This is a genomic window from Aeromonas sp. ASNIH5, assembly GCF_002902865.1.
Classification (GTDB): Bacteria; Pseudomonadota; Gammaproteobacteria; order Enterobacterales; family Aeromonadaceae; genus Aeromonas; species Aeromonas caviae.
On record NZ_CP026122.1, the window covers coordinates 44,749 to 71,491 of the forward strand.

Consider the following 26,743-nt stretch of genomic DNA (forward strand, 5'->3'; position numbering starts at 1 on the left):
CATGTCAGCCAGGCGATTGCCGCCTGGGGGGATCAGTCGAAGAAATCCCGCAGATCCAGGGTCTGGTACCCTGCCAGTTGCTGCCAGGGGAGGGTCTTTGGCAGCGGCTTGAGCGTCACCTCCATCCGGTAGCTGCGATAACCGTCGAGGCTTGCCGACTCCACCACCAGGGGCAACTGCCAGCGGCTCGACCAGAGGATGCGGGTACGCTGGCGACCTTCGCGGGTCTCATACCAGTTCGCCTGGTCGGGGGCGGCCTCATCCAGCGGTGTCATTCCCTCTAACAGGGCATGGTTGATGAGGTGGCGGATCCGCGCCCACTCCGGCTTGAAGGCCACCTGGCCGTACTCCTCCTGCGGCACCTCCACCAGCTGGTTGTGCCAGGCATCGGCGTAGCGCAACTGGAGTGTGTCTCCCTCGCTGCGGGTGACCCAGCGCGCCGCCATCTGGTGGGTGAAGTGCTTGTGGCCGGGGCGGGCATCGTGGGTGGCGTGATAGGCACGGGCCAGGGGAACGGGAATGAGCCGCTGGCTCCACACCTGGTCACCGACCCGCAGCCACTTCTCCTGCCACTGGCTCTCCCGGGTGATGCCGTCGCTGCCGGTAGCCCTGTCCACGTAGCGGATGCGGGCGGCCAGATCGGGTACCTCGTCGGCCAGGAGGGGGAAGGAGAGGGCGCTGCCCAGCAGCCATAAAGAAAGCAGATATTTCATCATCGTCTCTCGCTCGACGGAAAAGGTGCCCGGCGCGGTGCCGGGCCCCTTTATCACAGGCCGAGGGCCTCCCTGAGCTTGCCGAACACCCGGGTGTTGTCGAGGGTGCCCTTGAACTGGCTGCTGCCTGCGCCGCCCGCGAACAGCATCACATCGCCGCCGCCGTGAGTCTCGGAGCCGAGCTTGACTCCGGTCTCCTGCAGGTAGTCATCCGCCATCACTTCATCGCTGGTGAGGGTGGGGCGCTGGTCCTGGCGGTTGGGGCCGTTGCCGAACACCAGAGTAGTGAACGGCTTGCCGTCCGCGTCGTTCTGGGTCGAGCCATCGGCGTTCTTGACCAGATCCAGCACCTTATTGCCCTTGGCGGAATAGCCGTTGATGGTCATGGTGTGGTCGTGGTCGGCGGTAACCACGATCAGGGTATCGCTCAAATCCACTTTGCCGAGGGCCGTCTTGACCGCCTCGTCCAGCGCCACCGCATCGGTCAGGGATCGCTTGGCGTTGGTGGCATGCAGGGCGTGGTCGATACGCCCCCCCTCCACCATCAGGAAGTAGCCCTGGCTGTTCTGGCTGAGCAGATCGATCGCCTTGGCGGTCATCTCGGAGAGGGACGGCTGGGTACTGGCCGCCCCCTTGGCGACGCGGTCCAGTTCGTAGTCGAGGTGGGACTTGGTGCTGAACAGCCCCAGCACCTTGCCCGAGTTGACGGCAGAGAGCTCATCCTTGGTGGTGACATAGCGGTAGCCCCGGGCGGTCAGCTCGGCGGTGAGATCCCGGCCGTCGGCCCGGCCGCCCTTGTTGCTGGCGCTGTAGGGCGTCCAGTGGTTGGCGCCGCCCCCCATCAGCACATCGACCCCATCCCCCAGTGCCTGGTTGAAGCCGGCTCCGCCTGGTACCGCCTGCTCGGCGATGGCGTAGGCCGCATCCCGGTGGCAGATATGGGAATAGGTCGCCGCCGGGGTGGCATGGGTGAGCTCAGTGGTCGTGACGGCCCCCACCGACTTGCCCGCCGCCTTGGCCAGCTCGAGAATGGTGGGCACCGGGCTCCCGTTGTCGCTGGTGCAGTTGTTGATGCCCTTGTTGCCGTTGGCATCCTTGGACGGTGCCACTGCCCTGGTGTCGCTGCTCATGGCGATCACCTCGTTGTTCATCTTGACGCCGGTGGTGTAGGCCGCCATGGAGGGGGCGGAGTCCGTGGTCTGGGCATCGTGGGAGAAGGTCTTGATGCGCGCGCTCTGGGGCAGTTTCATCATCTCGAGATCCCCCTCTTCCCCCACCTTGAACAGGCGGGTGGCGGTGAGCACGGTGGGGCCCATGCCGTCACCGATAAAGAGGATGACGTTCTTGGCATCGGCGGCGTGCGCCTGGGAGAGGCCGCCAAGCGTGCCGAGCAGGGCGGTGCAGACCAGCGTCTTTTTCATGGTGATGTTCATCCTGATAATCCCTTACAGCTTGGCCGCAGCCTTGATCTTGCCGAACACGGCGGTGTTGTCGAGAGAGCCGTGGAAGCGCTCCGCTCCCTGGCCGATGGCGCCGAGGAAGACATCGGTACCGCCGTGGGTCTCGTTGCCTATCTCGCCCACCTTGACCACCACCTCCTGGTGATAGTCGTCGGCGGAGGCGGTGGCGTCGTCGAGGGCCGCCACGCTGCTGCGCGGGCCGTCCACCCGGTTGTAGCCGTTGCCAAAGCCGATGATGGTGTAGGGCATGCCATCGCTATCCTTGCTCGGCTCGCCGGTCTCGTAGTTCTTCACCAGCCCGAGCACGCCCGCATTGCCTGCCGTGGTCTTGCCGGTGCGCTTGGCGTACCCGTTGAGCACAAGCGTGTGGTCATGGTCGGCGGTGACCACGATCAGGGTGTTTTTCAGCTCGGGATCGGTTTTCTTCACTTCATTGATGGCGGCCTGGATGGCGTTGTCGAAGGCGAGGGTATCCTGCAGGGCGCGCTTGGCGTTGGTGTCGTGCAGGGCGTGGTCGATGCGCCCCCCTTCCACCATCAGGAAGTAGCCCTTCTCTTTGCCCTTGAGCTGCTTGATGGCAGCCAGGGTCATCTGGGCCAGTGACGGCTCGCTGGCGGGCCGGTCCAGGTCATATTTCATGTGGCTTGAGCCAAACAGGCCCAGCAGCGGCTTGCTCGCATCGGCCTGGTTCAGCTCGTCCAGGGTGGCGGCAAACTGATAGCCCTTCGCCTTCATCTCGTCGATGAGGTTGCGACCATCGGTCCGCTTGCCCTTGTCGGCGCTGGGCAGGAAGAAGCCGCTGCCGCCGCCGAGCACCACATCCAGCCCCTCCTTCAGGGCGGTGTTGTAACCGCTGCCCCCCGGCACCATCTGGACGGCGATATCAGCCTCCAGATCCCGGTTGCAGATATGGGCATAGGTGGCGGCCGGGGTGGCGTGGGTGACCCGGGTGGTGGTGACCACGCCGGTGCCACGGCCATCGGCCTTGGCCAGCTCCAGCAGGGTGGTCACCGCTTTGCCGCCGCTCTGGCTGCAATCGCTCTCCTGGGTGGCGTCGCTGTCCATGCTGATGACGCCGTTGTTGCTCTTGACCCCGGTCATGTAGGCCGCCATGGAGGGGGCCGAGTCGGTCACCTGAGCATCGTGGGAGAAGGTCTTGATGAAGGCCGTTTCCGGCAGGGTGTCGATGGTGAGGCTGCCCTCTTCGCGGACGCCATAGATCCGGGAGGCGGTGAGGGTGTTGAGACCCATGCCGTCGCCGAGGAAGAAGATCACGTTCTTGGCGCTGGGTTCCGGGGTGTTGCTGTCGTTGTTGGAGTTGCAGCCGGCGGCCAGGGCGGCGCCTATCATCACTGCAAGTCCTGCCATCTTTCTCATTGGGGTTCGCTCCTTGTGAAACCTGAGCGCAGCCTAGAGGGGGCAGATGACACTTTTAGTGAAGAGAGATGACAATGCGGTGAAAGCGCCTTGTAAATGTTATCTTATATCAATGGGTTATGTTGATTGGGTTCTGCCACTCACCTCCCGGTGGCGTGGCGGGCATCCGGCCACCCGGGTGACAACACCCGGCCAGAATAGCCTGTCAAATCGGGGCCGCAGCAGGTAAAATGCGCCCCCTTGCGATGAGTGCCAGCGGTCTGGCGCATCACCACGCACCCGCAACCCCGAGCGCCCGCAGCCCCGAGAGGGGACCGCATGCCAATGAGAGAGTAACGGATATGTCCATCAACTGGTTCCCCGGCCACATGCACAAGGCCCGCAAAGAGATTGCAGAGGTCATGCCCCAGGTCGATGTCATCATCGAGATGCTCGACGCCCGCATCCCCTTCTCCAGCGAGAACCCCCTGGTGCCGGAGCTGCGCGGGGAGACGCCGGTGATCAAGGTGCTCAACAAGGCAGACCTTGCCGACCCCGAGATCACCGCGCTGTGGGTGGCCCACATGGAGCAGGAGAAGGGGATCAAGGCACTGCCCCTGACCCAGCAGGAGCCGGAGAAGATCAAGCAACTGCTGACCCTGTGCCACGAGATGCTGCCGGAGCGCAACTTCGAGCTGCGCGGGGTGCGCGCCATGATCATGGGCATCCCCAACGTGGGCAAGTCCACCCTGATCAACACCCTGGCGGGGCGCATCATCGCCAAGACCGGCAACGAGGCGGGGGTGACCAAGTCCCAGCAGCGGATCAAGCTCGACAACCACGTCATCCTGACGGACACCCCTGGCTTCCTGTGGCCCAAGCTCAACCCGCCCTCCTGCGGTTATCGACTGGCGATCACGGCGGCCATCAAGGATACCGTCTTCGATTACGCCGACATCGCCATGTTTGCCGCCGACTACTTCATCAAGGCCTATCCGGAGCGCATCAAGGCACGCTACCAGCTGAGCGAGCTGCCGGAGACCGAGATCGAGCTGCTAGATCTCATTGCCCGTCAGCGCGGCTTCATGCGCAAGGGGGGGCTTGCGGATCTGCACAAGGCCTCGGAAATCCTGGTCAATGAATTCCGGTCCGGCATGCTGGGGCGGATCTCCCTGGAGACGCCAGAGATGGTGAGCGTCGAGATAGTGGAAGCCCAGGCCGAGGCTGAGCAGAAAGCCAGGGAGAAGGCGGAGCGGGAAGAGGAGCGCCAGGCCCGGGCTCGTCGCAAGTACGCCAAGAAGCGCCAGCGCTGACCGGCGTTGTGCACGATAGGTTGTGCTTGATAGAAAGAAGAGGCGGCCCTGGGTCGCCTCTTCTGGTCATGGCGCTCTGGCGTGAGGGAGGCACAGGGTCGATATTCAACCGCCCGCTTCTCCTCATCATGACCAACGTGCCGGCCAATCAAGGGGATGAGGCTCCCGTCAGGGGAGGGCCTTGCCGCGTTGCCATCACGGTGGGCAGAAAAACCTTGCGACCCGGCCTCAGTGCCGATTGACAAAGGCACAGGCGGTGGCATGATGCGCTCGCATTTTGCCTCTCCCCACGGTTCTATCCATGACCACATACTCCCGCCCGGTGCTGCTCCTGCTCTGTGGCCTGCTGTTGCTGACCCTGGCCATCGCGGTATTGAATACCCTGGTGCCGCTCTGGCTCGCCCATGAGCATCTGCCCACCTGGCAGGTCGGCATGGTCGGCTCCTCCTATTTCACCGGCAACCTGCTGGGAACCCTGCTGGCGGGCAGACTCATCGCCCGCTGCGGCTTCAATCGCAGTTACTACCTGGCCAGTGCGCTCTTTGCCGCAGGCTGCGTCGGGCTCGGCATTACCGTGGCGTTCTGGAGCTGGCTCGCCTGGCGATTCATCGCCGGTGTCGGCTGCGCCATGATCTGGGTGGTGGTGGAGAGCGCGCTGATGTGCAGCGGCAACGCCCGCAATCGGGGTCGCCTGCTGGCCGCCTACATGATGGTCTATTACGTGGGCACTGTGCTTGGGCAACTGCTGGTGAGCAAGGTGCCGACGTCGCTGATGGCGGTGCTGCCCTGGGTGACCGCCCTGGTGTTGACGGCCATGCTGCCGCTCTTGTTCACCCGCATCGCCAGTCCGTCAGGCAACCACCAGGCCAGGACTCCGGTCTGGCCGATGCTGCGCCTGCGTCAGGCGCGTCTGGGGGTGAACGGCTGCATCCTCTCCGGCATCGTGCTGGGGGTGCTTTATGGTCTGATGCCGCTCTATCTGAACCACCAGGGGGTGAGCGACGGGGCCATCGGCTACTGGATGGCGGTGATGGTGAGCGCCGGCATCCTGGGGCAATGGCCGGTGGGGCGTCTGGCAGATCGTTTCGGGCGCCTGCCGGTGCTGCGGGTACAGGTGCTGGTGGTGATCCTGGGGGCCATGGCGATGCTCGGCAACGCGGCCATGGGACCGACGCTGTTCATTCTGGGGGCCGCGGGCTTCACGCTCTATCCGGTGGCCATGGCCTGGGCCTGCGAGAAGGTGGAGCAGCATCAACTGGTGGCCATGAACCAGGCGCTGCTGCTGAGCTACACCATCGGCAGCCTGCTCGGGCCGACCCTGACGGCGCTCTTGATGCAGCACTACTCGGATCATCTGCTGTTCATGGTGATTGCCGGGGTCTCCCTGGTCTATCTGCTGATGCTGCTGCGCAAGATGGGCGAGCACCCGACGCCGATGGCCCATGCCTGAGGGCAGACGGCGTCATCATCCCTGCGCACTGGATATAGAAGAGGCGACCCAAGGGTCGCCTTTTTTCATCATGGGCCGGGCGGTGCCGCTCAACCAAACCGGTGCCTTGCTGCTTCGAAGAGCGAGAGGTGCAGCGGGATCAACTGCTGCCAGTCTCGCCGGTAACCCCCTCCCGGTACGGCGGTGATGGGCAGCCCGTGGCGAAGCGCAGAGTCAAAGACCATGGCATCGCGCTGGCGCACGCCTGAGTCGCTCAGGGAGAGGTAGCCTAGCTCGTCGTCCCGGTGCACATCCACCCCGGCCTGATAGAGGATGAAGTCGGGGGCGTAGAGGCGATGAGCAAGGGCGAGGGCCTGGTCCAGGGTCTCGAGATAGGCGTCGTCCTCCATGCCGCTTGGCAGGGGAAAGTCCAGATGGGAAGCCGGCTTGTGGTGGGGGAAGTTGTGTTCCCCGTGCAGGGAGAGGGTGATGATGTCACGGCTGCCCGTGCACAGGGCGGCGCTGCCATCTCCCTGATGGACATCGAGATCCACGATCAGTACCCGCTCGCAGAGTCCTTCGTCCAGGCAGGTTCGCGCCGCGATCACCAGATCGTTGAAGAGGCAGAAGCCGCTGCCAAACCCCCGGTGGGCGTGGTGGTAGCCGCCGGAGATCTGCAGTCCGCAGCCCTGCGCAAGGGCGTGGCGGCTGGCGGCCAGGGTGGCGCCGACCGAGTGCAGGGTACGTTCAATCAGCAGGGGAGACCAGGGAAAGCCGAGCCGGCGAATGGCCCCTTCATCGAGGGTGCCGGCGAGGGCGGCCTGTACATAGGCCGCATCGTGCACCTTCTCTATCTGCTCACGGCTGGCAGGGGCGGCCTGTGCCAGCGGATAGTCGAGGGCGATGAGGCGTTCAAACAGCGCCTGGTACTTGGCCAGGGGGAAGCGGTGACGCTCGGGCAGCGTCAGGGCGGAGTAGTGGGGGTGATAGAAGATGCGCAGTGACATGAAGCATCGGCCATGAACGGGTATGAAAAAGGGGAGCCAGGCTCCCCTTGATGCAGGCGTGCGATGCGCCTTACTGCTGCTGGATCACCCAGATCTGGAAGGCTTTGCGGGTATCCGCATCGGCCTTGTTGTACCAGCTCTGCAGTTGGGTCAGGGCTTCCGGATTGCTTTGGGCCTTGCTCGGCGCCACTTCGACCGGTGCGCTGGCGGCGGCCATGACGGCGGCACTGGAGACGGCGACCGTCTTGGGCTGGTTGAAGGCCTTGCCCATCTTCAGCAGCTCCTGCTGATAGTCACGGGTCAGCTGGAAGCCGCCCACGGTCGGCATGACGAACTGCTCGTTCTCGACGGCCTGGCCGCTGACCTTGTCCTTGAGGACCACTTTCTGCTCTTTCACGAATTGCTTGGCTTCCGCCTCGTTGCGGGGCTTCTTGTAGTCCAGCACCAGGGTCTGGTTGTCACCTGCGGTGAAGTTGATCACCAGGGGCTCGGCGGTGACCAGCTTGATCTCGCTACGGTTGGAGTAGTTGCCCTCGAAGGCCACCACCACCTGGTGCTTGCCGGCGCTGATGGGGAAGGTGCTGGTCTTGTCGAGCAGCTTGGGGTTGATGGACTCGCCATCGATGAGCTGCACCACGTAGGGATTGGTTATTTCCAGTTGGCTATTAGCCAGGGCGCTACCTGCCCACAACAGACCAGCCAGGGCCGGCACCAGAACAGTCAGTTTCATTTCATCTCCTTGAACAGTCAGGCGATTGCCCACTGAAAAATAGGGGCTCATTTTTACAGGTTTGCCCTGGAGCGGCAATAGCCGTTTATGGCGCATTCCTGCCGATGGGGGCGTCGACCCCTACTCGATTCGCCGGGTGAAGGGGGGCAGGGCGTCCAGCAGCCCCTTGCCGTAGCGCTTGGTCAACAGGCGGCGGTCGAGTATGGTCACCCGGCCCCGATCCGCCTCTTTTCGGATGAGGCGGCCACAGGCCTGGATGAGCTTGCGCGACGCCTCCGGCACCGTCAGTTGTAGGAAGGGGTTGCCACCGCGCTGCTCTATCCACTCGGCGGTCGCCTCTTCCACGGGGGAGTTGGGCACTGCGAAGGGGAGCTTGGTGATCACCAGGTTGGTGAGGTAGTGGCCGGGCAGATCCAGCCCTTCCGAGAAGCTGCCGGTGCCAAAGAGGATGCTGGCCTGGCCGCCGTCGCACTTCTGTTTGTGCAAGAGGAGCAGGGCGCTGCGGGACGCTTCCCCCTGTACCAGGAGCGACATCCCCTTGGCCCGCAGCCCCACCGCCACCTCGTTCATCTGGCGATAGGAGGAGAAGAGCACCAGGCTGGCCTCCTTGCCTGCCAGCAGGCGGGGCAGGGTATCGATCAACTCCTGGGTGAAGGCGGGGGCACTGGGCTCATGGGCCATCTTGGGCAGATAGAGTTCTGCCTTGTGGTAGTCGAAGGGGGAGCGCAGCCGCAGATAGCGGGTGCCGTCATGCTCCTTGAGCCCTACCTGGTGGCGAAAATAACTGAAGGAAGAGAGGGCAGTGAGGGTCGCCGACACCAGCACGGCCCCAAGACAGCGGGACCAGAGCCACTCCTCCAGCAAATACCCCACCTCGATGGGGGAGGCGTGCAGCCAGATGTCCCCGTCCTCGCTTCTGGCCATCCAGCGGGCGAGGGGTGTCTTGCCGGTGGGAACATGGCGGCTCAGCATCTCCCAGAGGGCGCAGAAGCTCTCGAGCCGCTGCAGGTGAAAATCACTCTCCGCCAGCAGAGGCTCGGCCTCCTTGCGACGAATTTCGCCATCCTTGAGCGCCTCGCCGATGGCCCCCTGCATTCTGTCCAGCGCCCTCAGTGCCTTCTTGCTCGCCTCCTTGAGGTTTTCCGCCAGCATGGGCAGGGGATCCGGCAGCACCCCATCGGCGAATCTGTGGTGGGGTTCGCCGCCAAAGAGGTGATCATTGCTGGTGAGCCACTGCTCGAGGGCCTTGAGATCCGGCTGGAGAGAGGCCAGGGCATCCTGCAGTTTGAGCTGGGGGTCGAGCAGGCTCTCCTTGTTCAGCGTCCTGGCCAGCTTGCCAGCGCTTTGCACCAGCTTTTCCAGCCAGCGGCGGGATCCCTTGATGCTGGCGCTGGCGGCGCCGTGATCCCGGGCGATGGTGGGCAGGTGATGGGCTTCGTCCAGCACATAGATGCACTCGTCCGGTGGCGGCAATATGATGCCGCCCCCCATGGTGAGGTCGGAGAGCAGCAGGGCGTGGTTGACCACCAGCACGTCTGCTGCGTCCATGTCGTTGCGGGCCCGATGGAAGGGGCAGTGCTGATGGTGGCTCAGGGCCTTGTTGCAGGTGTGGCGGTCGGCTGCGATGCGATCCCAGCAAGGGTCTGGAATGGGTTTGGGCCAGTTGTCCCGATCCCCGTCCCACTTGCCTTCGGTGTAGGCCTGCCACAGCCCCTGGTAGCACGCTTTGTCAGCATCCGATGGCTTGTGTCTGCTCAATGCGCCGAAGTCGAGTTCGAAATTGGCCATCTCGCTGCCGTTTGCCGCCTGCTCCAGCAGGTGCTCGCAGCAGTAGCGCTGGCGCCCCTTGACCAGCATGAAACGAAACGGCAGCTCGCTGTGACGGTGATAAAAGGGGAGATCCTTGTGGATGAGCTGCTCCTGCAGGGCCACGGTGGCGGTGGAGATGATGAGCTTCTTCTGGGTGAGGCGTGCCACCGGGATGGCGCCCTGGGCATAGGAGAGGGATTTGCCGATACCGGTGCCCGCCTCGGCCACCAGGATACGGCGAGACCTGTCGTACTCCCCGGTGAGGGTCTTGGCTATCTCGGCCACCAGGAAGTTCTGCTCCCTGCGGGGCACAAAGCCGGGCAGGCCGTCGGCTATCTGGCGATAGGTAGCGCGAATACTGGCTTTGAGACGGGTCGATAACATGGCTTGGCGGGTCATGGCTGGGATTGGAGTGACAGGATACCCGCAACCCGGCGCCCGGGTCGAGGCAGGGATGACAGCCCCTTGCATGGCCGCCGCCAAATATGCCAACACAGCGGTTGGGGATGGACGACTCCCCTCAGCCGGCATAAAAAAGCAGCGTTTTTCGCTACAAACGTTGTCCTCGCATCGAGGGAATGGGGTGGGACCTGGATCACATTTTTTCCCCTATGACTATGGAATCACGGGAAAGTTCCAAGTTTTTTCATTGCGGATTGCAAAACCCGGTGCTAGTCTCAGGCCCCATAGTGATGCAAAGAACATCGCTAACACAGGGAATAACAACAACTTAGTGTTTAGCATTGGAAACTATGAAAAAGACAATTCTGGCTATTGCTATCCCGGCTCTGTTTGCATCCGCAGCTAACGCTGCCGTCATCTATGACAAAGACGGTACCACCTTCGACATCTACGGTCGTGTACATGCCCAGTACTTCGGCGAGTACGACTCCTACGATGCAGACGCAGATTCTTACTCCAAGAATGATGGTGAGCTGACCACCTATGCCCGTCTGGGCTGGTCCGGTAAAATGGCTCTGAATGACACCTGGTCTGGCGTTGCCAAAACTGAGTGGCAACTGGCCTCCGAAAACTCCTATGGCAGCGAGAAGCGTGAGCTGAAGGCTCGTCACATCTATGCTGGCTTCGATGGTTCCCAGTATGGCCAGTTCCTGTTTGGTCAGACAGAAACTGCTTTCTACAATGCAACCGTCGCCAAGACCGATATCTTCAACGACTACGGTGACATGGCCAACGTCTATGATGGTCGTCAAGAAGGTCAGGCTATCTATAACGGTCAGTGGAACGGTTTTGGCCTGAAAGGTGGCTACATCACCAACAACGGCAGCTATGATGCGAACTACGCTGGCTGGTCTGGTGTTGAAGGTAAAATGGACCACGGCTACACCCTGGGCGCAACCTATGACTTCGACTTTGGTCTGGGTCTGGCCGCAGGTTACGAGTCCAAGAGCTTCGAAGATGCCTCCAGCCTCACCATCACTTCCGAAAACGGTACTTTCAGTGGCGCTGATCTGACCGACAAGAATGACTGGGCTGTTGCCGCAAGCTACACCTATCAGGGTTTCTACTTCGCTGCCCTGTATAACGAATCCACCTACAAGTTCGACGGCTTCAACGATGCCAAGGCGCGTGGCTACGAGCTGGCTGCTTCCTACAACGTAGACGCCTGGACCTTCCTGGCTGGCTACAACTTCGCTGAAGCGAAAGTGGAAGGTGTAACTTCTTACGAAGACACCGTAGATTTCACCTCCATGGGTGTTGAATACGCCTTCAACTCCAAGCTGAAAGCTTACACCGAATACAAAATCCAAGGCCTGAGTCAGCAAGATGACGAGTGGACTGTTGGTATGCAATACAACTTCTAATCAAGGCTCCCTCTCATAGGGAATCGTGAAAGAGTTGATGAAACGGCCAAGCTTGCTTGGCCGTTTTGTTTTATCTGCCTTTCACCTCTTTCGCTTCCTTTCGACGTACGGTGCTGCGCCAGGTCACGTTGTCTCTTTTCCGCCCTTGGCTCCTTCGTCGTAAATCGCTAGATTATTCAATTTGTTGAAGCAGATTGGCCGACAGGGAAGGATGCCTTTGATCGATTTCACCCACCCCGAGTGGCGCGCGCTGGCACAGCAGTTGCTGAGCGGCAGCCCCCAGGCTGTTCGCGGTCGTCAATGGCAGCCGCTCATCGGCATGCTTCGGGACAACCAGTTGCTGCTGGCCCTTGGCAATCACCACTATGCGCTCACCCCTGCCGGGCACCGCTATCTGACCCGGGAGCTGATGCTGGCGAAGATGGCCAGTGCCCCGCCGGAACCCGAGGAGTGGCTGCAATCCCACGGCTGGCAACTGGGGGAGAGGGTCAACGAGCGGGTGCTGGCGGCCCTGTATCGCAAGGGGGAGGGTCATTTCAGCCCCATCGAGCAGATCGACTTCGAAGACAAGGGGATCCGGCTTTGCAGTGATCTGCCCCTTCGTCTGCGGGCCGCACGGCCGTTCAGCCTGTTTCTCAGCGGCGGCACCCTGCTGGATGCCGCCCCCTGGCTCCAGACCCTGGGGGAGGTGGCACTGCCCGCCCGCACCCTGGCGCAGCTTGGCAAGATCCTCTGGGGAGAGGGGGAGATACAGCGGGTGATCACGACCGATGCCGTCGGCGCCTTCGCCGAGTTGCCACTGCCCGCCGACGCCCTGCTGGTCTGGTATCCCGCCGAGGATCCCGGCACGCTGGAGCCCCTGATCGCCGCCTTGCCGCCCCAGACCCTCTGGAGCCACCTCACCGCCCTGGATCCGGCCGGGGTCGACAGAGTACTGGCATTGGCCCAGCGGTTGGGGAGACCGGCGAGCTGGTGGTTGCCCCGGGATCTGGTGCCCATCAAGGCGGCTTACGGGGTTCCCCTGGGGGATGGCCGGCCCTGGGAGCCGAGCCGTATCCCCCGTGCGCTGCTGGCGCAGTGCAATGATCTGGTGGAGTCGAATCGGGGTCTGTCGGTCGAGGTGTGTGCCCTGGCACCGGATTGGCACGGGATTGGTTGAGGCGGCGCCGAGAAAGCGGTTTTCCCCTATGGAAGGCAGTGGTATAAAGAGCTGACGAAGCGCTCCCTGGACGGGCGCTTTTGTTTGCCAACCTACTTTGCCAGCCAACGAACTCAACGGACTACAGGGAATACCATGTTTGAAAAGGTTGTTGCCGCCCCAGCGGATCCGATCCTGGGCCTGACCGAAGCCTTCCGTGCCGACACTCGCAGCCACAAGATCAATCTGGGGGTCGGTATCTACAAGGATGAGACCGGTGCCACTCCTATCCTTCACTGCGTCAAGCAAGCCGAGCAGAAGCTCTTGACCGACGAGAAGACCAAGAACTACCTCGGTATCGAAGGCAATATCGAATACGGCCGCATCGTGCAGCAACTGCTGTTCGGCCGTGATGCCGCCCTGGTGACCAGCGGCCGCGCCAAGACGGCGCAGGCGCCGGGCGGTACCGGTGCCCTGCGCATCGCCGCCGAGTTCGTGGTACGCAACAATCTCGCCAAGACCATCTGGATCTCCGATCCCACCTGGGCGAACCACGTCAGCGTGTTCCAGGCGGCCGGTTTGACCGTCAAGTGGTACAAGTACTACGACGCCGCCACCAAGGGACTCGACTTCGCCGCCATGCAGGCCTCCCTGTCTGACGCGCAGGCGGGGGATCTGGTGCTGCTGCACGGCTGCTGCCACAACCCGACCGGTATCGACCCCACCACCGAGCAGTGGCGCGCCCTGGCCAGGCAGAGTGCTGCCGCTGGCTGGCTGCCGCTCTTTGACTTCGCCTATCAGGGCTTTGCCCGCGGTATCGAAGAGGATGCCGAAGGCCTTCGCATCTTCGCCGAGTGCCACGACGAGCTGCTGGTGGCGAGCTCCTTCTCCAAGAACTTCGGCCTCTACAACGAGCGGGTCGGCGCCTTCACCCTGGTCTGCGCGACCAAGGCGGTGGCCGACGTCGCCTTCACCCAGGTGAAGACCGTCATTCGTGCCAACTACTCCAACCCGCCGTCACACGGCGCCGCCGTTGTCACCACCGTGGTGAGCGACCCGGCCCTCTATGCGGAGTGGGTGGAAGAAGTGGCCGCCATGCGGGTGCGCATTCGCGAGATGCGCGAGCTGCTGGTGGAGAAGCTGGCCGAGCGGGGGGTGAACCAGGATTTCAGTTTCATCCGCGAACAGAACGGCATGTTCTCCTTCTCCGGTCTCTCCAAGGATCAGGTGGAGCGCCTCAAGAGCGAATTCGCCATCTACATCGTCGGCTCCGGCCGGATCAGCGTGGCAGGCATCACCCGCGCCAACATTGATCCCCTCTGCGACGCCATCGCCAAGGTGTTGTAAGAGAGAAGCATCTGCGCCAAGCGCCTTGCTTCAGCCATAAAAAGCCCGCCGACACGGCGGGCTTTTTCATTTTCCGGCATCAGCGGCGCCGCTTGCTGCTCCCCAGCAGGGAGCCGAGCACCCCGCGCATCAGCTGGCGTCCCACCTCGTTGCCGAGGGTGCGGGCCACGCTCTTGGCGGCGGTCTGCACCACCCCGTCATGCTGGCCACCACGGGGGCCGGTGCGACCGAACAGGATGCCATTCAAGGCATCCAGCAGACCGCCGCCCTGGTCGGTTTGTGGGGAAGCAGTCTCGTCACCGGCGGCGGGCGATGCCTCCTGAAGCCGCTCGAACGCGGACTCCCTGTCCTCCTGGGTGTCGTATCTGCCGTAGAGCAATGAGCCCTGAATAAGCGCCTGACGCTCGGCCGCGCTCAGGGGGCCGATGCGGCTGGCCGGGGGCGCGATGAAGGCGCGCTCCACCACGCTGGGCCGCCCCTTCTCGTCGAGCAGGGAGATGAGCGCCTCCCCGACCCCCAGTTCAGTGATGGCTCCGGCGGCGTCGAAGGCCGGGTTAGCCCGCAGGGTGTTGGCGGCGATGCGTACCGCCTTCTGATCGCTCGGGGTGAAGGCGCGCAGGGCGTGTTGCACCCGGTTGCCAAGCTGCCCCAGCACGCTGTCGGGGATGTCGGCCGGGCTCTGGGTCACGAAATAGACGCCCACCCCTTTGGAGCGGATGAGGCGCACCACCAGCTCAATTTTCTCCAGCAGTGCCCTGGGCGCATCCTTGAACAGCAGGTGGGCCTCGTCGAAGAAGAACACCAGCACGGGCTTTTCCGGATCCCCCACCTCGGGCAACTGTTCAAACAGCTCGGAGAGCAGCCAGAGCAGGAAGCAGGCATAGAGGCGGCTGGACTGGGTGAGCTTGCCGGCGGCCAGCACATTGATATGGCCGTGGCCCGCCTCGTCGGTCTGCATCAGATCCTGAATGTCCAGCATGGGCTCGCCGAAGAAGTGATCGCCGCCCGCGCTCTCCAGGGTGAGGAGGTTGCGCAGGATGGCGCCGATGGAGGCGGTCGACACATTGCCGTAGCGGGTGGTGAGGGTCTTGGCGTGCTCCCCCGCAAACTGCACCATGGCCCGCAGGTCTTTGAGATCGAGCAGCAGCAACCCCTCGTCGTCCGCCACCTTGAACACCAGCTCCAGCACCCCGCTCTGGGTGTCGTTGAGGCTGAGCAGGCGTGCAAGCAGCAGGGGCCCCATGTCGGAGACGGTGGCCCGCACCGGGTGGCCCTCTTCGGCGAAGAGATCCCAGAACAGGGTGGGGCTGGCGGCAAAGTCGGGTGCCTGAAGGCCAAGCTGGGCCAGACGGGCATCCAGCTTGGCAGAGGGGGTGCCGGCGGCGCCCAGGCCGCTCAGATCCCCCTTCACGTCTGCCAGAAAGACCGGCACGCCGAGGCGGGAAAACCCCTCCGCCAGCACCTGCAGGGTGACTGTCTTGCCGGTGCCGGTGGCCCCGGTGATAAGGTCGTGGCGATTGGCCATGGCGGGGAGCAGGGAGAGGGGGTTGCCATTGGCATGGGCCAGCGTGAGCGGTTTGGCCATGGTGGGCTCCTTGTTTCGAATGGGGGTCGAAAAACAACGGGTTACAAGGAGTGTGGTGGCAGAGGCAGACGATGGCAAGGCACGCCGCCCGAGACAAGGACGGCGTGCTGGCAACCTAGCGGGGGCGGGTCAGCTTGCCCAGTTGCAACAGCAGCAGGGTGAGCAAGGCGCCGGCGGCAGCGCTCAGCACCGCCAGCAGCAGGCTGCCGAGCAGGAAGGGGGGCACCAGGATAGCCGCTTCCTGCTCCAGCCAGTGCAGGGACCAGGTGAGATGGAAGGGGGCTGGCGTCTCGTTCAGCACCAGGCAACCGGTACGATAGGCGTAGAGGTACATGAAGGGGAGTGTCAGCGGGTTGTTGAACCAGACCGCCAAGAGGGCCAGCGGCAGGTTGAAGCTGAAGGCCAGCACCAGGGCGACGGCCACCAGGGAGTGCATGGGCATGGGGACCCAGCTGGCGAACAGCCCGGCCGCCACGGCGCCACAGAGGGCCCGTGTTCCCCCTTGCCAGAGGGCGGGGGTCAGCAGTCGCTCGCCAAAGAGGGCGAACCACTTCTGTTGACGCAGGGTATCGGGGTCAATCTTGAAGCGGGCCAACCAGCGATTCAGCATGGGCGCGCCACCTTGCGTTTTTGCCACTGGCGCACCGTGCTCAGGCGCCAGCCCGCGCGAACCAGGACATAGCCGACGAGGGCGCTCAGCAGGGCAAGCACCAGGGAGCCCAGCAAGAGCGGCGGGGCCACCGTCTCGAACACCGACACCAGCCAGGCCCAGGTGAAGGTGATCTCGATGTGCTGGGAGGGGTGCCCCAGCAACTGGCAGCCCACCAGATAGGCGCCATAAAACAGCGGTGGCATGGTCAGGGGGTTGGAGAGCCAGACCAGGGCCACCGAGAGGGGCAGGTTGACCCGGCAGGCGATGGCGCCGCCAGCGGCCAGCAGCATCTGGCAGGGGAGGGGCACCCAGGCCATGAAGAGGCCGACCGCACAGGCACCGGCGGCGGAGCGCCGGTTGAGATGCCAGAGATTGGTATCCAGCAGCAGCTTGCCAAAGAGTCGCAAGTGCTTGTGTTCCTTGAGGGTCGCCGGGTCGGGTAGCCAGCGCTGTATGATTCGTTTGGGCATGTTCTGAACCTTGCTAAATACTTGCTCCATGGATCTGCGTCTGTTGTCGTTTGCCCTGGGGGCAAGCTCCTCACTGCTTTGGCCATGGCTGCCTTCATGGGAATGGGGTGGCCTGATGCTGCTGCTCGCGCTTCCTCTCGCCGGTGGTCGTTGCTGGCGGCTGCTGTTTCTGCTGCTCGGCATCCTCTGGATGCAGGTGAATTTGCACTACCGGCTTGCCTGGCTGGATCAACTTGGCAAAAAAACGAGCCACATCATAACCGCACACGTGCAAAGTACGGAGTCTTCGGGAGAGAAAGAGGGGGATAAATTTGCGCGCCTGCTGCTGCGCCTCGACACCCTGGACGATCGCCCCCTCATCGTGCCACCCCTGGTGCGGGTCAATGCCTATCAGGTGTTGCCGCCGTTGCCTGCCGGCAGCCGCGTCACCCTGGTGACCTCTCTCAAGCCGGCCCATGGCCTGGCCAACGAAGCGGGGATGGATGGGCGGCGCCTGCTCCTTGGCAAGGGGATCACCGCCACCGGCAACCTGCGCCGGGTCATCGCCCTGGATGCCGTGCCCCCGGGTGTGCGCGATCGCTGGCTGGCGGCGGCGAGTCGCGCCTGGGAGGGGATGGCGCAGGCCCCCCTGCTGGCAGCCCTCACCTTCGGGGAACAGGGGGGGATCACGGATGCCCAGTGGGAACTCTTTCGCGGCAGCGGCCTGACCCACATCATCGCCATCTCGGGCCAGCATATCGCTCTGGTGGCGGTGCTCGGCTGGTGGCTCGGGCGGCTGTTCGGGCTGCGCGGGGCTATCTGCGTGTCACTCCTGTTCGCGGCCACCTACAGCTGGCTGGCGGGGTTTGCGGTGGCCACCGAGCGTGCCCTCATCATGGTGCTGGTGTGGAGCCTTCTGCGCTGGCTAAAGCGGGACTGGCCGAGCCACCGGATCTGGCTGTGGGCCTTCGTGGTGCTGACATTGTGGGACCCTTTCGCCCTCTATTCTGCGGGGTTCTGGCTCTCTTTTCTGGCGGTGGCCCTGCTGTTGCTGGCGAGCCTGCTGCACGATCGCCCCGGCCTGGTGCGGCTGCAACTTCTGCTGCTGCTCGGATTGCTGCCCCTGCAACTGCTGCTGTTTGAGGGGATGGCGCCCCTGGCGTTTCTGCTCAATCTGCTGGCACTGCCGCTGTTCTGCCTTGTCATCATTCCCCTGGCGCTCGTCGGCGTACTGGTGGCGCCCCTCTCCACGTTGCTGGCCCACGGCCTGCTCTGGGTCTCCGCCTTCGGCCTGGAGTGGGTGCTGTGGGGGCTCACGCAGCTGGCGGATCGCCTGCAGCTCTGGTGGCCGGTGCCCGGCTGGCTGATGCCCGCCAGCGCCCTGCTGATCCTGCTGTTGATGGGATGGCACCTGCCGGGAGGGCGCGCCCTGGGGGGGCCGGTGGCGGCGGCCCTGCTGCTCGCCCTCTGGCCTGCTCCCGCTTCCTGGCAGGTGCGGGTGCTGGACGTGGGGCAGGGGCTATCGGTGCTCGTCACCCGGGGCGAGCGGGCCATCCTGTTTGATACCGGGGATCGCTACCCCGGGGGCTACAACATGGCGGATGCGGCCATCCTGCCCCTGCTCAACCGGCTCGGCATCCGGGTGATCGACACCCTGATCATCAGCCACAGAGACAGGGATCACGCGGGCAACCGGCAGGCTCTGCTGCAGAGCATGGCGGTGCGCCGGGAGCTCTCCTCCTTCCCCTTTGGACCGGCTACCCAGGCCTGCCGCCGAGGTCAGCAGTGGCATTGGCAGGGACTGGATGTGCGGGTGCTCTGGCCCCTGGCAGCCGGGGCGGGGCGCAACAACGACAGTTGCGTGGTGCAGCTGGACGACGGGCGCCATCGGCTGCTGCTGAGCGGCGACATCGAGCAGCAGGCGGAGCGCCGCCTGCTGGCACTGGCGCTGGAGGAGGTGGAGGGCGCGGGGCTGGTCAGCACCCTGCTGGTGAGCCCGCATCATGGCAGTCGCACCTCCTCCACGGCCCCCTTCGTGGCGGCGGTGAAACCTGCCTTCGTGGTGCACAGTGCAGGCTTCATGAACCAGTGGGGCTTTCCCCGCCCCGAGGTGGTGGCGCGATACCAGGGGGTGCGGCAGTTGGTCACGGGGCAGGATGGCGCCATCCTGATCGAGCCGGGGGACGCGGGGCTCAGGATCCGGGCCGAGCGGGAGCAGGGGCCCTGGTACCGGCGTGGCGGCCCCTGGTGGCAGCCGCAGGTATGGGGAAGGGAGTGAGGATCCGGTGAGCCTGCCCGGCAAGGGGCGGCCTTCATTTATGACCCGGGTTGTAGCCATCGCGCCAGCGGCGCTTGGTGTAGCTCCAAGGTTTGGCTAGAATAGCCCGTCATTTCCCTTATTAACGGCTATTCATGCAACAAGAAACCTCACAAGAGAGCTGGACCGTCTTCAAGCGCCTGCTCGGTTATGTCCGGGATCGCAAGCTGGGTCTGGTGGGCGGCATCATTGGCATGCTGGGTTACGCGGCCGTGGATACCACCTTCGTCTACTCCATCAAACCGCTCATCGATCAGGGGCTCAACGGCAACGACAGCAGCGTGCTCAAGTGGATGCCCTTCTTCGTCCTCGGCATCGTGGCTCTGCGCGGCTGCGCCGCCTTCCTCTCCAACTACTGCATGGCCTGGGTCGGCAACCACGTGGTGATGCGCCTGCAGCAGCAGGTGTTCAGCCACCTGATGGCCATGCCCATGAGCTTCTTCGACCGCCAGAACACCGGCAACCTGCTCTCCAAGGTGACCTATGACGCCGGTCAGGTGTCGTCCGCCGCGAGCTCGACCCTGGTCTCCCTGGTGCGGGAAGGGGCCACCGTCATCGGCCTGCTGGGCCTGATGTTCTGGCACTCCTGGCAGTTGTCGGTGATCTTCCTGGTGGTGGGGCCCCTGGTCGGGATCCTCATCAGCATCATCAGCCGACGTTTTCGCAAGATAAGCCGCCACATCCAGCAGGCGGTGGGTGACATCACCACCTCCACCGAGCAGATGCTCAAGGGGCACAAAGAGGTGCTGATGTTCGGGGGTCAGGAGGTGGAGGACAAGCGCTTCTACCAGGTGAGCAACCGGATGCGCCAGCAGACCATGAAGATGGTCGCCGCCGACGCCATCGGCAGCCCCATCGTCCAGATGGTGGCCTCCGTGGCCCTTGCGGTCTTCCTCTATGTCGCCACCATCGACAGCGTCAAGGCGACCCTGACCGCGGGCACCTTCACCGTCATGGTCACTTCCATGATGATGCTGCTCAAGCCGCTGAAAAGCCTGACCGACGTGAACAACCAGTTCCAGCGCGGCATCACCGCCTGCCAGAGCCTGTTCGGTCTGCTGGACTCCACCCCGGAGCAGGACACCGGCACGCGCACTCTGGAACGTGCCCGAGGTGAAATCGAGTTTCGCAACGTCACCTTCACCTACCCGACCAAGGAGACACCGGCGCTGCGCAACATCAGCTTCAAGGTGGAGGCGGGCAAATCGGTGGCCCTGGTGGGTCGTTCCGGCTCCGGCAAGAGCACCATCGCGAGCCTTCTGACCCGCTTCTATGACATCGAAGAGGGGGAAATTCTGCTGGATGGCGTCAACATCCGCGAATACCGCCTGAGCGAGCTGCGCAAGCAATACGCCCTGGTCTCCCAGCACGTGCACCTCTTCAACGACTCCGTGGCCAACAACATCGCCTACGCGGCGGAAGAGAAGTACAGCCGCGACGAGATCAAGCAGGCGGCCCGCATCGCCCATGCGGACGACTTCGTCAGCAAGATGCCGGAAGGCTATGACACCGTCATCGGCGAGAACGGCGCCTCCCTCTCCGGCGGCCAGCGCCAGCGCATCGCCATCGCCCGCGCCCTGTTGCGGGACTCTCCGGTGCTGCTGCTGGACGAAGCTACCTCGGCCCTGGACACCGAGTCCGAGCGTCACATCCAGGCGGCCATCGACGAGCTGTGCAAGGCGCGCACTTCCCTCGTGATCGCCCACCGCCTCTCCACCATCGAGAAGGCGGACGAGATCCTGGTGATCGACGAGGGACACATCGTCGAGCGCGGCAACCACCAAACCCTGATGGACATGCATGGTACTTATGCCCAGCTGCGGGCCATTCAGTTTGGTAATACAGCCACGGGTAACAAGGGCTGATGCTGGCCAGACTCTGGTACGGGAACAGCCTCTGGCGCTGGGGGCTGGCCCCCTTCGCCCTGCTGTTTGCCCTGATCAGCGGCGTCCGCCGTCTGGGGTATCGCCGGGGCTGGCTCAGCGCCTATCGGGCCACCCTGCCGGTGGTGGTGGTGGGCAATCTCTCGGTGGGGGGCAACGGCAAGACCCCGGTGGTGGTCTGGCTGGTGGAACAACTCCTGGCCCGGGGCTGGCGCCCCGGCGTGGTGAGCCGCGGCTATGGCGGCAAGGCGCCCCATTACCCCTATCGACTGGATGAGAGCAGCACCCCGGCCGAGGCCGGGGATGAGCCCGTGCTCATCGCAAGGCGCTGCGGCTGCCCCGTGGCGGTGGCCCCCAGACGGGCCGATGCGGTGCGGTTGCTGGAGCAAAGCGGTGAGGTGGACATCATCGTGACCGACGACGGCCTGCAGCACTATGCCCTGGCCCGTGACATCGAACTGGTGGTGGTGGACGGTGCGCGCCGCTTTGGCAATGGCTGTCTGCTGCCCATGGGGCCACTGCGCGAGCCCACGACCCGCCTCAAGCGGGTGGACGCCATCATCTGCAACGGCGGCGAACCCGCCCGTGGCGAGTACGCCATGCGCCTGGTGCCGGATACCCTGCGCCGGGTGTGCGACGATGCGCCTCTCACGGCCCCCCTCTCGGGGCCGGTGGATGCCCTGGCGGGCATTGGCCATCCCCCCCGTTTCTTCGCCACCCTGACCGCCCTTGGTTACGAGCTGGTGCAGAGCGTCGGCTACGGGGATCACCAGGCGTTCGACGCCGCCGAGCTGCTGGCCCGCTTCGGCCAGCGCCCCTTGCTGATGACCGAGAAGGATGCGGTCAAGTGCCGCCCCTTCGCCCCGGACAACTGGTGGTATCTGCCGGTCAGCGCCGAGCTGCCCGATGCCCTGGGGGAGGCGCTGCTGCGCACCCTGGGCCCGCAGCCCGGGGGGGACAAGCACCAGGCGCCCTGACGGGCGCCACCGGATTGGAACAGACGGCCAGCGCCCGGACTCGGGAGCTGGCCCTGCACATTGACATGCCAGGCAAGATCGCCTGTGGGAAATCGTTAAAGGAGTTTCGTTGTGGCACTGGATATTAAACTGCTCGACATCATCGCCTGCCCGGTCTGCAAGGGGAAACTGCACTATCAAGCGCACGCCGAGGGCCCTCAGGAGCTCATCTGCCGTTTCGACAGACTGGCCTATCCCCTGGAGGAGGGGATCCCGGTGCTGCTGGAGAACCGGGCCCGTCACCTAGCGCTGGAAGAGCTGAAGCCATGAGTTTCGTCGTCGTCATTCCTGCCCGTTACGCCTCCACCCGGCTGCCGGGCAAGCCGCTGGCCGACATTCACGGCAAGCCCATGGTGCAGCACGTGGTGGAGAAGGCCCTGCAATCGGGCGCCGATCGGGTGATCGTCGCCACCGATGACGAGCGGGTGCAGCAGGCTCTGGCTCCCTTTGCCGCCGCTGCCGGGTTCGAGGTGTGCATGACCTCACCGGATCACCAGTCCGGCACCGAGCGTCTGGCCGAGGTGTGCCGTCACTACGGCTTTGCCGCCGACACCATCATCGTCAATGTGCAGGGGGACGAGCCCCTCATTCCTCCCGTCATCATCCGCCAGGTGGCGGACAACCTGGCCGCGGCCAGCGCGCCCATGGCGACGCTGTCGGTGCCGATCAGGGATGCCGAAGAGGCGTTCAATCCCAATGCCGTCAAGGTGGTGACCGACAAGGATGGTTACGCCCTCTATTTCAGTCGCGCCAGCATCCCCTGGGATCGGGACCGCTTTGCGGCCAGCGATCGCGTTGCGGGGAGCCGCGAGCAGATTGGCGATCACTACCAACGCCACATCGGCATCTACGCCTATCGCGCCGACTTCATCCAGCGTTACGTGGACTGGGCACCGAGTGTGCTCGAGCAGGTCGAAGCCCTGGAGCAGCTGCGGGTGCTCTGGTACGGGGAGACGATCCACGTGGCCCAGGCGCTGCAAGCCCCGCCGGTGGGGGTGGACACCCAGGCCGATCTCGACAAGGTGCGAGCGCTGCTGGCCGGTTGAGGCTGGCGGAACGGCTTTGATGCAACACGGCGCCCCAGGGCGCCGTTTTTTAATTGATTCTTTGTATAATAATTTGATTTAAAACGGATTTTACGAGCAATTTCAAACTTTTCCCGCCCATGGTTTGCCAAATCATCGAGTTTGGTTATGATGCAAGACGCCGTGTTAACCCTAACTGGCATATAACGAGATAAAAAACGGGGTGTTTGGGTGATTAATGTATTCCTGGTCGATGATCATGAGTTGGTGCGTACAGGGATAAGACGCATTTTGGAAGACGTCCGCGGGATCAAGGTGGTGGGCGAGGCGCAGAGCGGGGAAACCGCGGTGGCCTTCTGTCGGCAACATCACCCCGATGTGATCCTGATGGACATGAACATGCCGGGCATCGGCGGTCTGGAAGCGACCCGCAAGATCCTGCGGATCCGCCCCGATGTACGCATCATAGTGCTGACCATTCATTCAGAAAATCCGTTCCCCACCAAGGTGATGCAGGCGGGCGCCGCCGGGTACCTCACCAAGGGGGCCGCGCCGGACGAGATGATCCACGCCATTCGCCTGGTTCACTCCGGTCAGCGCTACATCTCCCCGGAGATCGCCCAGCAGATGGCCCTGAGCCAGTTCGCCTCCGCCGACGAGAACCCCTTCAAGTCCCTCTCAGAGCGGGAGCTGCAGATCATGATGATGATCACCAAGGGGCAGAAGGTGACCGACATCTCCGAGCAACTCAACCTGAGCCCGAAGACGGTCAACAGCTACCGCTACCGCCTGTTCAGCAAGCTGGGGATCAACGGTGACGTGGAGCTGACCCATCTGGCCATTCGTTATGGCATGCTGGATGCCGATACCCTGTAACGGGGGCGTGTGGACACCAAAGGCGGCACCGGCCGCCTTTTGCTTTTTGCAGGCTGTGGGCAGTATGCTCTCCCCGTCTTTTTGCATTCATCCGTTGAGTCGAGTTGCCGATGACCCTCTCTCCCGAGCCCCATTTTGACAGCAAGGCATTTCTGAGCGCCGTCACCCACCAGAGCGGTGTCTACCGCATGTACGACAGCGGCGGCACCGTCATCTACGTGGGCAAGGCCAAGGATCTCAAGAAACGGCTCGCCTCCTACTTTCGGGCCAATGTCGACAGCATCAAGACCCGCACCCTGGTGCGCCAGATTGCCGATGTGCAGGTAACGGTCACCCACACCGAGACCGAGGCGCTGATCCTCGAGCACAACCTCATCAAGCAGTACCAGCCCCGCTACAACGTGCTGCTGCGGGATGACAAGTCCTACCCCTGGATCATCATCACCGACCATCGGCACCCGCGCATCGGCGTCCATCGCGGCGCCCGCAAGGTGAAGGGGGAGTATTTCGGCCCTTACCCCTCCGGCGGCGCGGTACGCGAGAGCCTGCACCTGATGCAGAAGATCTTCCCGGTGCGTCAGTGCGAGGATGCGGTCTATGCCAACCGTACCCGCCCCTGCCTGCTCTACCAGCTCAAGCGCTGCGCCGGCCCCTGCGTGGCGGGGCTGGTGAGCGAGGCCGAGTATGCCCAGCAGGTGGCGCTGGCCAAGCTGTTCCTCGCGGGCAAGAACCAGCAGGTGATCGGCGAACTGGTGGGCAAGATGGAGTCCGCAAGCGGCGATCTGCGCTTCGAGGAGGCGGCCCGCTACCGGGATCAGATCCAGGCCCTGCGCCGGGTCACCGAGCAGCAGTCGGTGAGCGGCAACGTGCTGGACGAGCTCGACGTGGTGGGGGTGGCCTTCGAGCAGGGGACCGCCTGCATCCACGTGCTCTTCATCCGCCAGGGCAAGGTGCTGGGATCGCGCAGCTACTTCCCGAAAGTGCCGGCCGATACCCCGCTTGACGAGGTGGTGCAATCCTTCCTGCTGCAGTTCTATCTGTCGGGGCAGGGGGGACGGCAGATCCCGAGCGAGGTGCTGCTGGACGTGGCGCTGGAGGATGAGAGCGTCATCGCCGACACCCTGAGCCAGACCGCCGGCTACAAGGTGCGGGTGGTGAGCCGGACGCGCAGCGAACGGGCCCGCTTCATCAAGCTCGCCTCCATCAATGCCCAGACCGCGCTGCGCTCGCGCCTCGCCCACAAGAGCACCATCACCGCCCGTTATGATCAGCTGGAGGAGCTGCTGGAGCTCGAGACCCCCATCGCCCGCATGGAATGTTTCGATATCTCCCACACCATGGGGGAGCGCACCGTGGCCTCCTGCGTGGTGTTCAACCGGGAGGGGCCGCTCTCCTCGGAATACCGCCGCTTCAACATCGACGGCATCACCGGCGGGGATGACTACGCCGCCATGGAGCAGGCGCTTGAGCGTCGCTTTGGCAAGCAGCAGGAGCCGGACAAGGTGCCGGATGTGCTGTTCATCGACGGCGGCCTCGGCCAGTTGCGCCGCGCCGAGGAGATCCTGGCGCGCCAGCTGGAGTTTCTCGGTGGCAAATATCCGCTGCTGGTGGGCATCGCCAAGGGGGTGACCCGCAAGGCGGGGTTGGAAACCCTGATCCTGGGGGACAGCCACGAAGAGCTGCACCTGCCGGCAGATATGCCCGCCTTGCACCTCATTCAGCACATTCGCGACGAATCCCACCGCTTTGCCATCACGGGCCACCGGGCCAGGCGGGCAAAGGCCCGCACCACCAGTACCCTGGAAGAGATTCCCGGGGTGGGGCCGAAACGGCGACAGGCGCTGCTCAAATACCTGGGGGGTTTGCAGGAGGTGAAAAAGGCCGGGGTGGACGAGCTCGCCAAGGTGCCCGGCATCAGCCAGGAGCTGGCCCAGTCCATCCACGACGCATTGCACTCGCTCTAGCGCTGCCTTTGGTGTGAAGGAGGTCACGCCAGGGGGCATCAGGGCGTGCCGCCTGCGCACAAGAGCCGTGACGCAGGGGGCTCCCAAATGCCATAATGACCGGCATCCTGAGGTTATTGATGGATTAATGGACCAAGGCGGGCGCCAGTTCGGTTGCATCCGCGATCGGCTTGGGGCTACCATGTAGCGGCATACAAGAAGTGGCTGAAAATAATGACAAATATTCCTAACCTGCTGACGTTCTTTCGGATTTTGCTCATCCCCGTCTTCGTCATCCTGTTCTACCTTCCCTATCAGTGGTCCTACATGGCGGCGGCCATCGTCTTTATCCTGGCGGCCGCAACCGACTGGTTTGACGGCTATCTTGCCCGCAAGCTGAACCAATCCACCGCCTTTGGCGCCTTCCTCGATCCGGTGGCCGACAAGATCATGGTGGCGGCGGCCCTGGTGGTCATCGTCGAGCACTACAACACCGTCTGGGTCACCATCCCCGCCATGACCATGATTGGCCGGGAGATCATCATCTCCGCCCTGCGTGAATGGATGGCCGAGCTTGGCAAGCGCTCCTCGGTGGCGGTCAGCTGGATTGGCAAATGGAAGACCATGATCCAGATGGTGTCGCTCACCGGCCTCATCTGGCAATACGACATCTGGATGGTGTGGCTCGCTTATGTGCTGCTCTACGTGGCCACCGTGCTCACCTTCTGGTCCATGTTCCAGTACATGAAGGCCGCCTGGGGCGATCTGAGCTACCACTCCCGGTTCTAGTCCAAACGGGAAGATGGCCGTTTCTCTGCCACTGGCGCCGAGAAACGGCCATGAGCTGCAAAAGTGTGGGAAAAGGGTAA

The 26,743-nt window shown here is 63.6% G+C and carries 22 protein-coding genes; 13 read left to right on the plus strand and 9 right to left on the minus strand.

Annotated features, from left to right (window positions below):
• Positions 1 to 32 precede the first annotated feature (32 nt).
• Genes C2U30_RS00190 through C2U30_RS00200 form a run of 3 tightly spaced genes read right to left on the minus strand, consistent with a single transcriptional unit; the run spans position 33 to position 3,550 of the window.
• Complete coding sequence (locus C2U30_RS00190) at positions 33 to 716, minus strand: hypothetical protein (RefSeq protein WP_103244609.1); 684 nt, start codon at positions 714 to 716, stop codon at positions 33 to 35.
• A gap of 50 nt (positions 717 to 766) precedes the next feature.
• Entirely contained in the window at positions 767 to 2,146 is a 1,380-nt protein-coding gene (locus C2U30_RS00195; protein WP_042864106.1) for an alkaline phosphatase, read from the minus strand.
• Positions 2,147 to 2,158: 12 nt separating this feature from the next.
• A complete protein-coding gene (locus tag C2U30_RS00200; RefSeq protein WP_103242898.1) occupies positions 2,159 to 3,550 on the minus strand; it encodes an alkaline phosphatase in 1,392 nt (463 codons plus the stop codon).
• Between the two features lie 341 nt (positions 3,551 to 3,891).
• Here C2U30_RS00200 and ylqF point away from each other — a divergent pair, with 341 nt between their 5' ends.
• Complete coding sequence (gene ylqF, locus C2U30_RS00205) at positions 3,892 to 4,842, plus strand: ribosome biogenesis GTPase YlqF (RefSeq protein WP_049636849.1); 951 nt, start codon at positions 3,892 to 3,894, stop codon at positions 4,840 to 4,842.
• A 301-nt stretch (positions 4,843 to 5,143) separates the two neighbouring features.
• Entirely contained in the window at positions 5,144 to 6,292 is a 1,149-nt protein-coding gene (locus C2U30_RS00210) for an MFS transporter (protein WP_041214889.1), read from the plus strand.
• An 89-nt stretch (positions 6,293 to 6,381) separates the two neighbouring features.
• Here C2U30_RS00210 and C2U30_RS00215 read toward each other — a convergent pair whose 3' ends face one another.
• From C2U30_RS00215 to dinG, 3 genes are all read right to left on the minus strand, one after another.
• Positions 6,382 to 7,278: a histone deacetylase family protein gene (locus C2U30_RS00215; RefSeq protein ID WP_010675245.1), complete on the minus strand. Its 897-nt coding sequence runs from the start codon at positions 7,276 to 7,278 to the stop codon at positions 6,382 to 6,384.
• Positions 7,279 to 7,348: 70 nt separating this feature from the next.
• The gene (locus tag C2U30_RS00220) at positions 7,349 to 8,008 is read right to left on the minus strand and encodes a YccT family protein (protein WP_010675244.1); all 660 of its coding nucleotides are present in this window, start codon (positions 8,006 to 8,008) and stop codon (positions 7,349 to 7,351) included.
• A gap of 120 nt (positions 8,009 to 8,128) precedes the next feature.
• Entirely contained in the window at positions 8,129 to 10,201 is a 2,073-nt protein-coding gene (gene dinG / locus C2U30_RS00225) for an ATP-dependent DNA helicase DinG (RefSeq protein ID WP_103242899.1), read from the minus strand.
• Between the two features lie 368 nt (positions 10,202 to 10,569).
• On the opposite strand from dinG, the gene C2U30_RS00230 reads away from it, so the two are divergent.
• The 3 genes from C2U30_RS00230 to C2U30_RS00240 all read left to right on the plus strand — a co-directional run bounded on the left by C2U30_RS00230 (position 10,570) and on the right by C2U30_RS00240 (position 14,128).
• Positions 10,570 to 11,643, plus strand: a complete 1,074-nt coding sequence (locus tag C2U30_RS00230; protein ID WP_103242900.1) for a porin — start codon at positions 10,570 to 10,572, stop codon at positions 11,641 to 11,643.
• 217 nt (positions 11,644 to 11,860) lie between these two features.
• A complete protein-coding gene (locus tag C2U30_RS00235; protein WP_199767314.1) occupies positions 11,861 to 12,802 on the plus strand; it encodes a hypothetical protein in 942 nt (313 codons plus the stop codon).
• Between the two features lie 135 nt (positions 12,803 to 12,937).
• A complete protein-coding gene (locus tag C2U30_RS00240; RefSeq protein WP_010675240.1) occupies positions 12,938 to 14,128 on the plus strand; it encodes an amino acid aminotransferase in 1,191 nt (396 codons plus the stop codon).
• Positions 14,129 to 14,207: 79 nt separating this feature from the next.
• On the opposite strand, the gene C2U30_RS00245 is transcribed toward C2U30_RS00240, so the two are convergent.
• The 3 genes from C2U30_RS00245 to C2U30_RS00255 form a co-directional block, all read right to left on the minus strand.
• Entirely contained in the window at positions 14,208 to 15,713 is a 1,506-nt protein-coding gene (locus C2U30_RS00245) for a helicase HerA-like domain-containing protein (protein WP_103242901.1), read from the minus strand.
• Between the two features lie 115 nt (positions 15,714 to 15,828).
• On the minus strand, positions 15,829 to 16,323 hold the full coding sequence (locus tag C2U30_RS00250; protein ID WP_042017571.1) for a DUF2062 domain-containing protein: 495 nt from the start codon (positions 16,321 to 16,323) through the stop codon (positions 15,829 to 15,831).
• Positions 16,317 to 16,835, minus strand: coding sequence for a DUF2062 domain-containing protein (locus C2U30_RS00255; protein ID WP_103242902.1), 519 nt, complete (start codon positions 16,833 to 16,835; stop codon positions 16,317 to 16,319). The genes C2U30_RS00250 and C2U30_RS00255 overlap by 7 nt, the downstream gene beginning before the upstream one ends.
• A gap of 115 nt (positions 16,836 to 16,950) precedes the next feature.
• On the opposite strand from C2U30_RS00255, the gene C2U30_RS00260 reads away from it, so the two are divergent.
• From C2U30_RS00260 to pgsA, 8 genes are all read left to right on the plus strand, one after another.
• The gene (locus C2U30_RS00260) at positions 16,951 to 19,092 is read left to right on the plus strand and encodes a DNA internalization-related competence protein ComEC/Rec2 (RefSeq protein ID WP_233721015.1); all 2,142 of its coding nucleotides are present in this window, start codon (positions 16,951 to 16,953) and stop codon (positions 19,090 to 19,092) included.
• Positions 19,093 to 19,226: 134 nt separating this feature from the next.
• Positions 19,227 to 20,996, plus strand: coding sequence for a lipid A ABC transporter ATP-binding protein/permease MsbA (gene msbA / locus C2U30_RS00265; RefSeq protein ID WP_010675235.1), 1,770 nt, complete (start codon positions 19,227 to 19,229; stop codon positions 20,994 to 20,996).
• Positions 20,996 to 21,991, plus strand: a complete 996-nt coding sequence (gene lpxK / locus C2U30_RS00270) for a tetraacyldisaccharide 4'-kinase (protein WP_045524187.1) — start codon at positions 20,996 to 20,998, stop codon at positions 21,989 to 21,991. Before msbA ends, lpxK begins: the two co-directional genes overlap by 1 nt.
• Before the next feature lie 111 nt (positions 21,992 to 22,102).
• Complete coding sequence (locus C2U30_RS00275) at positions 22,103 to 22,300, plus strand: Trm112 family protein (RefSeq protein WP_010675233.1); 198 nt, start codon at positions 22,103 to 22,105, stop codon at positions 22,298 to 22,300.
• A complete protein-coding gene (gene kdsB, locus C2U30_RS00280; protein ID WP_103242904.1) occupies positions 22,297 to 23,076 on the plus strand; it encodes a 3-deoxy-manno-octulosonate cytidylyltransferase in 780 nt (259 codons plus the stop codon). Before C2U30_RS00275 ends, kdsB begins: the two co-directional genes overlap by 4 nt.
• Before the next feature lie 210 nt (positions 23,077 to 23,286).
• On the plus strand, positions 23,287 to 23,931 hold the full coding sequence (gene uvrY, locus C2U30_RS00285) for a UvrY/SirA/GacA family response regulator transcription factor (protein WP_010675231.1): 645 nt from the start codon (positions 23,287 to 23,289) through the stop codon (positions 23,929 to 23,931).
• 110 nt (positions 23,932 to 24,041) lie between these two features.
• Entirely contained in the window at positions 24,042 to 25,895 is a 1,854-nt protein-coding gene (gene uvrC / locus C2U30_RS00290) for an excinuclease ABC subunit UvrC (protein ID WP_029314745.1), read from the plus strand.
• A gap of 213 nt (positions 25,896 to 26,108) precedes the next feature.
• Positions 26,109 to 26,663, plus strand: coding sequence for a CDP-diacylglycerol--glycerol-3-phosphate 3-phosphatidyltransferase (pgsA, locus tag C2U30_RS00295; RefSeq protein ID WP_010675229.1), 555 nt, complete (start codon positions 26,109 to 26,111; stop codon positions 26,661 to 26,663).
• The last annotated feature ends 80 nt before the right edge of the window (positions 26,664 to 26,743 follow it).

Coding starts and splice junctions, on each gene's coding strand:
- C2U30_RS00190 (WP_103244609.1), bottom strand. CDS start 716: ATGATGAAATATCTGCTTTCTTTATGGCTGCTGGGCAGCGCCCTCTCC.
- C2U30_RS00195 (WP_042864106.1), bottom strand. CDS start 2,146: ATGAACATCACCATGAAAAAGACGCTGGTCTGCACCGCCCTGCTCGGC.
- C2U30_RS00200 (WP_103242898.1), bottom strand. CDS start 3,550: ATGAGAAAGATGGCAGGACTTGCAGTGATGATAGGCGCCGCCCTGGCC.
- ylqF (WP_049636849.1), top strand. CDS start 3,892: ATGTCCATCAACTGGTTCCCCGGCCACATGCACAAGGCCCGCAAAGAG.
- C2U30_RS00210 (WP_041214889.1), top strand. CDS start 5,144: ATGACCACATACTCCCGCCCGGTGCTGCTCCTGCTCTGTGGCCTGCTG.
- C2U30_RS00215 (WP_010675245.1), bottom strand. CDS start 7,278: ATGTCACTGCGCATCTTCTATCACCCCCACTACTCCGCCCTGACGCTG.
- C2U30_RS00220 (WP_010675244.1), bottom strand. CDS start 8,008: ATGAAACTGACTGTTCTGGTGCCGGCCCTGGCTGGTCTGTTGTGGGCA.
- dinG (WP_103242899.1), bottom strand. CDS start 10,201: ATGTTATCGACCCGTCTCAAAGCCAGTATTCGCGCTACCTATCGCCAG.
- C2U30_RS00230 (WP_103242900.1), top strand. CDS start 10,570: ATGAAAAAGACAATTCTGGCTATTGCTATCCCGGCTCTGTTTGCATCC.
- C2U30_RS00240 (WP_010675240.1), top strand. CDS start 12,938: ATGTTTGAAAAGGTTGTTGCCGCCCCAGCGGATCCGATCCTGGGCCTG.
- C2U30_RS00245 (WP_103242901.1), bottom strand. CDS start 15,713: ATGGCCAAACCGCTCACGCTGGCCCATGCCAATGGCAACCCCCTCTCC.
- C2U30_RS00250 (WP_042017571.1), bottom strand. CDS start 16,323: ATGCTGAATCGCTGGTTGGCCCGCTTCAAGATTGACCCCGATACCCTG.
- C2U30_RS00255 (WP_103242902.1), bottom strand. CDS start 16,835: ATGCCCAAACGAATCATACAGCGCTGGCTACCCGACCCGGCGACCCTC.
- C2U30_RS00260 (WP_233721015.1), top strand. CDS start 16,951: ATGCTGCTGCTCGCGCTTCCTCTCGCCGGTGGTCGTTGCTGGCGGCTG.
- msbA (WP_010675235.1), top strand. CDS start 19,227: ATGCAACAAGAAACCTCACAAGAGAGCTGGACCGTCTTCAAGCGCCTG.
- lpxK (WP_045524187.1), top strand. CDS start 20,996: ATGCTGGCCAGACTCTGGTACGGGAACAGCCTCTGGCGCTGGGGGCTG.
- kdsB (WP_103242904.1), top strand. CDS start 22,297: ATGAGTTTCGTCGTCGTCATTCCTGCCCGTTACGCCTCCACCCGGCTG.
- uvrC (WP_029314745.1), top strand. CDS start 24,042: ATGACCCTCTCTCCCGAGCCCCATTTTGACAGCAAGGCATTTCTGAGC.
- pgsA (WP_010675229.1), top strand. CDS start 26,109: ATGACAAATATTCCTAACCTGCTGACGTTCTTTCGGATTTTGCTCATC.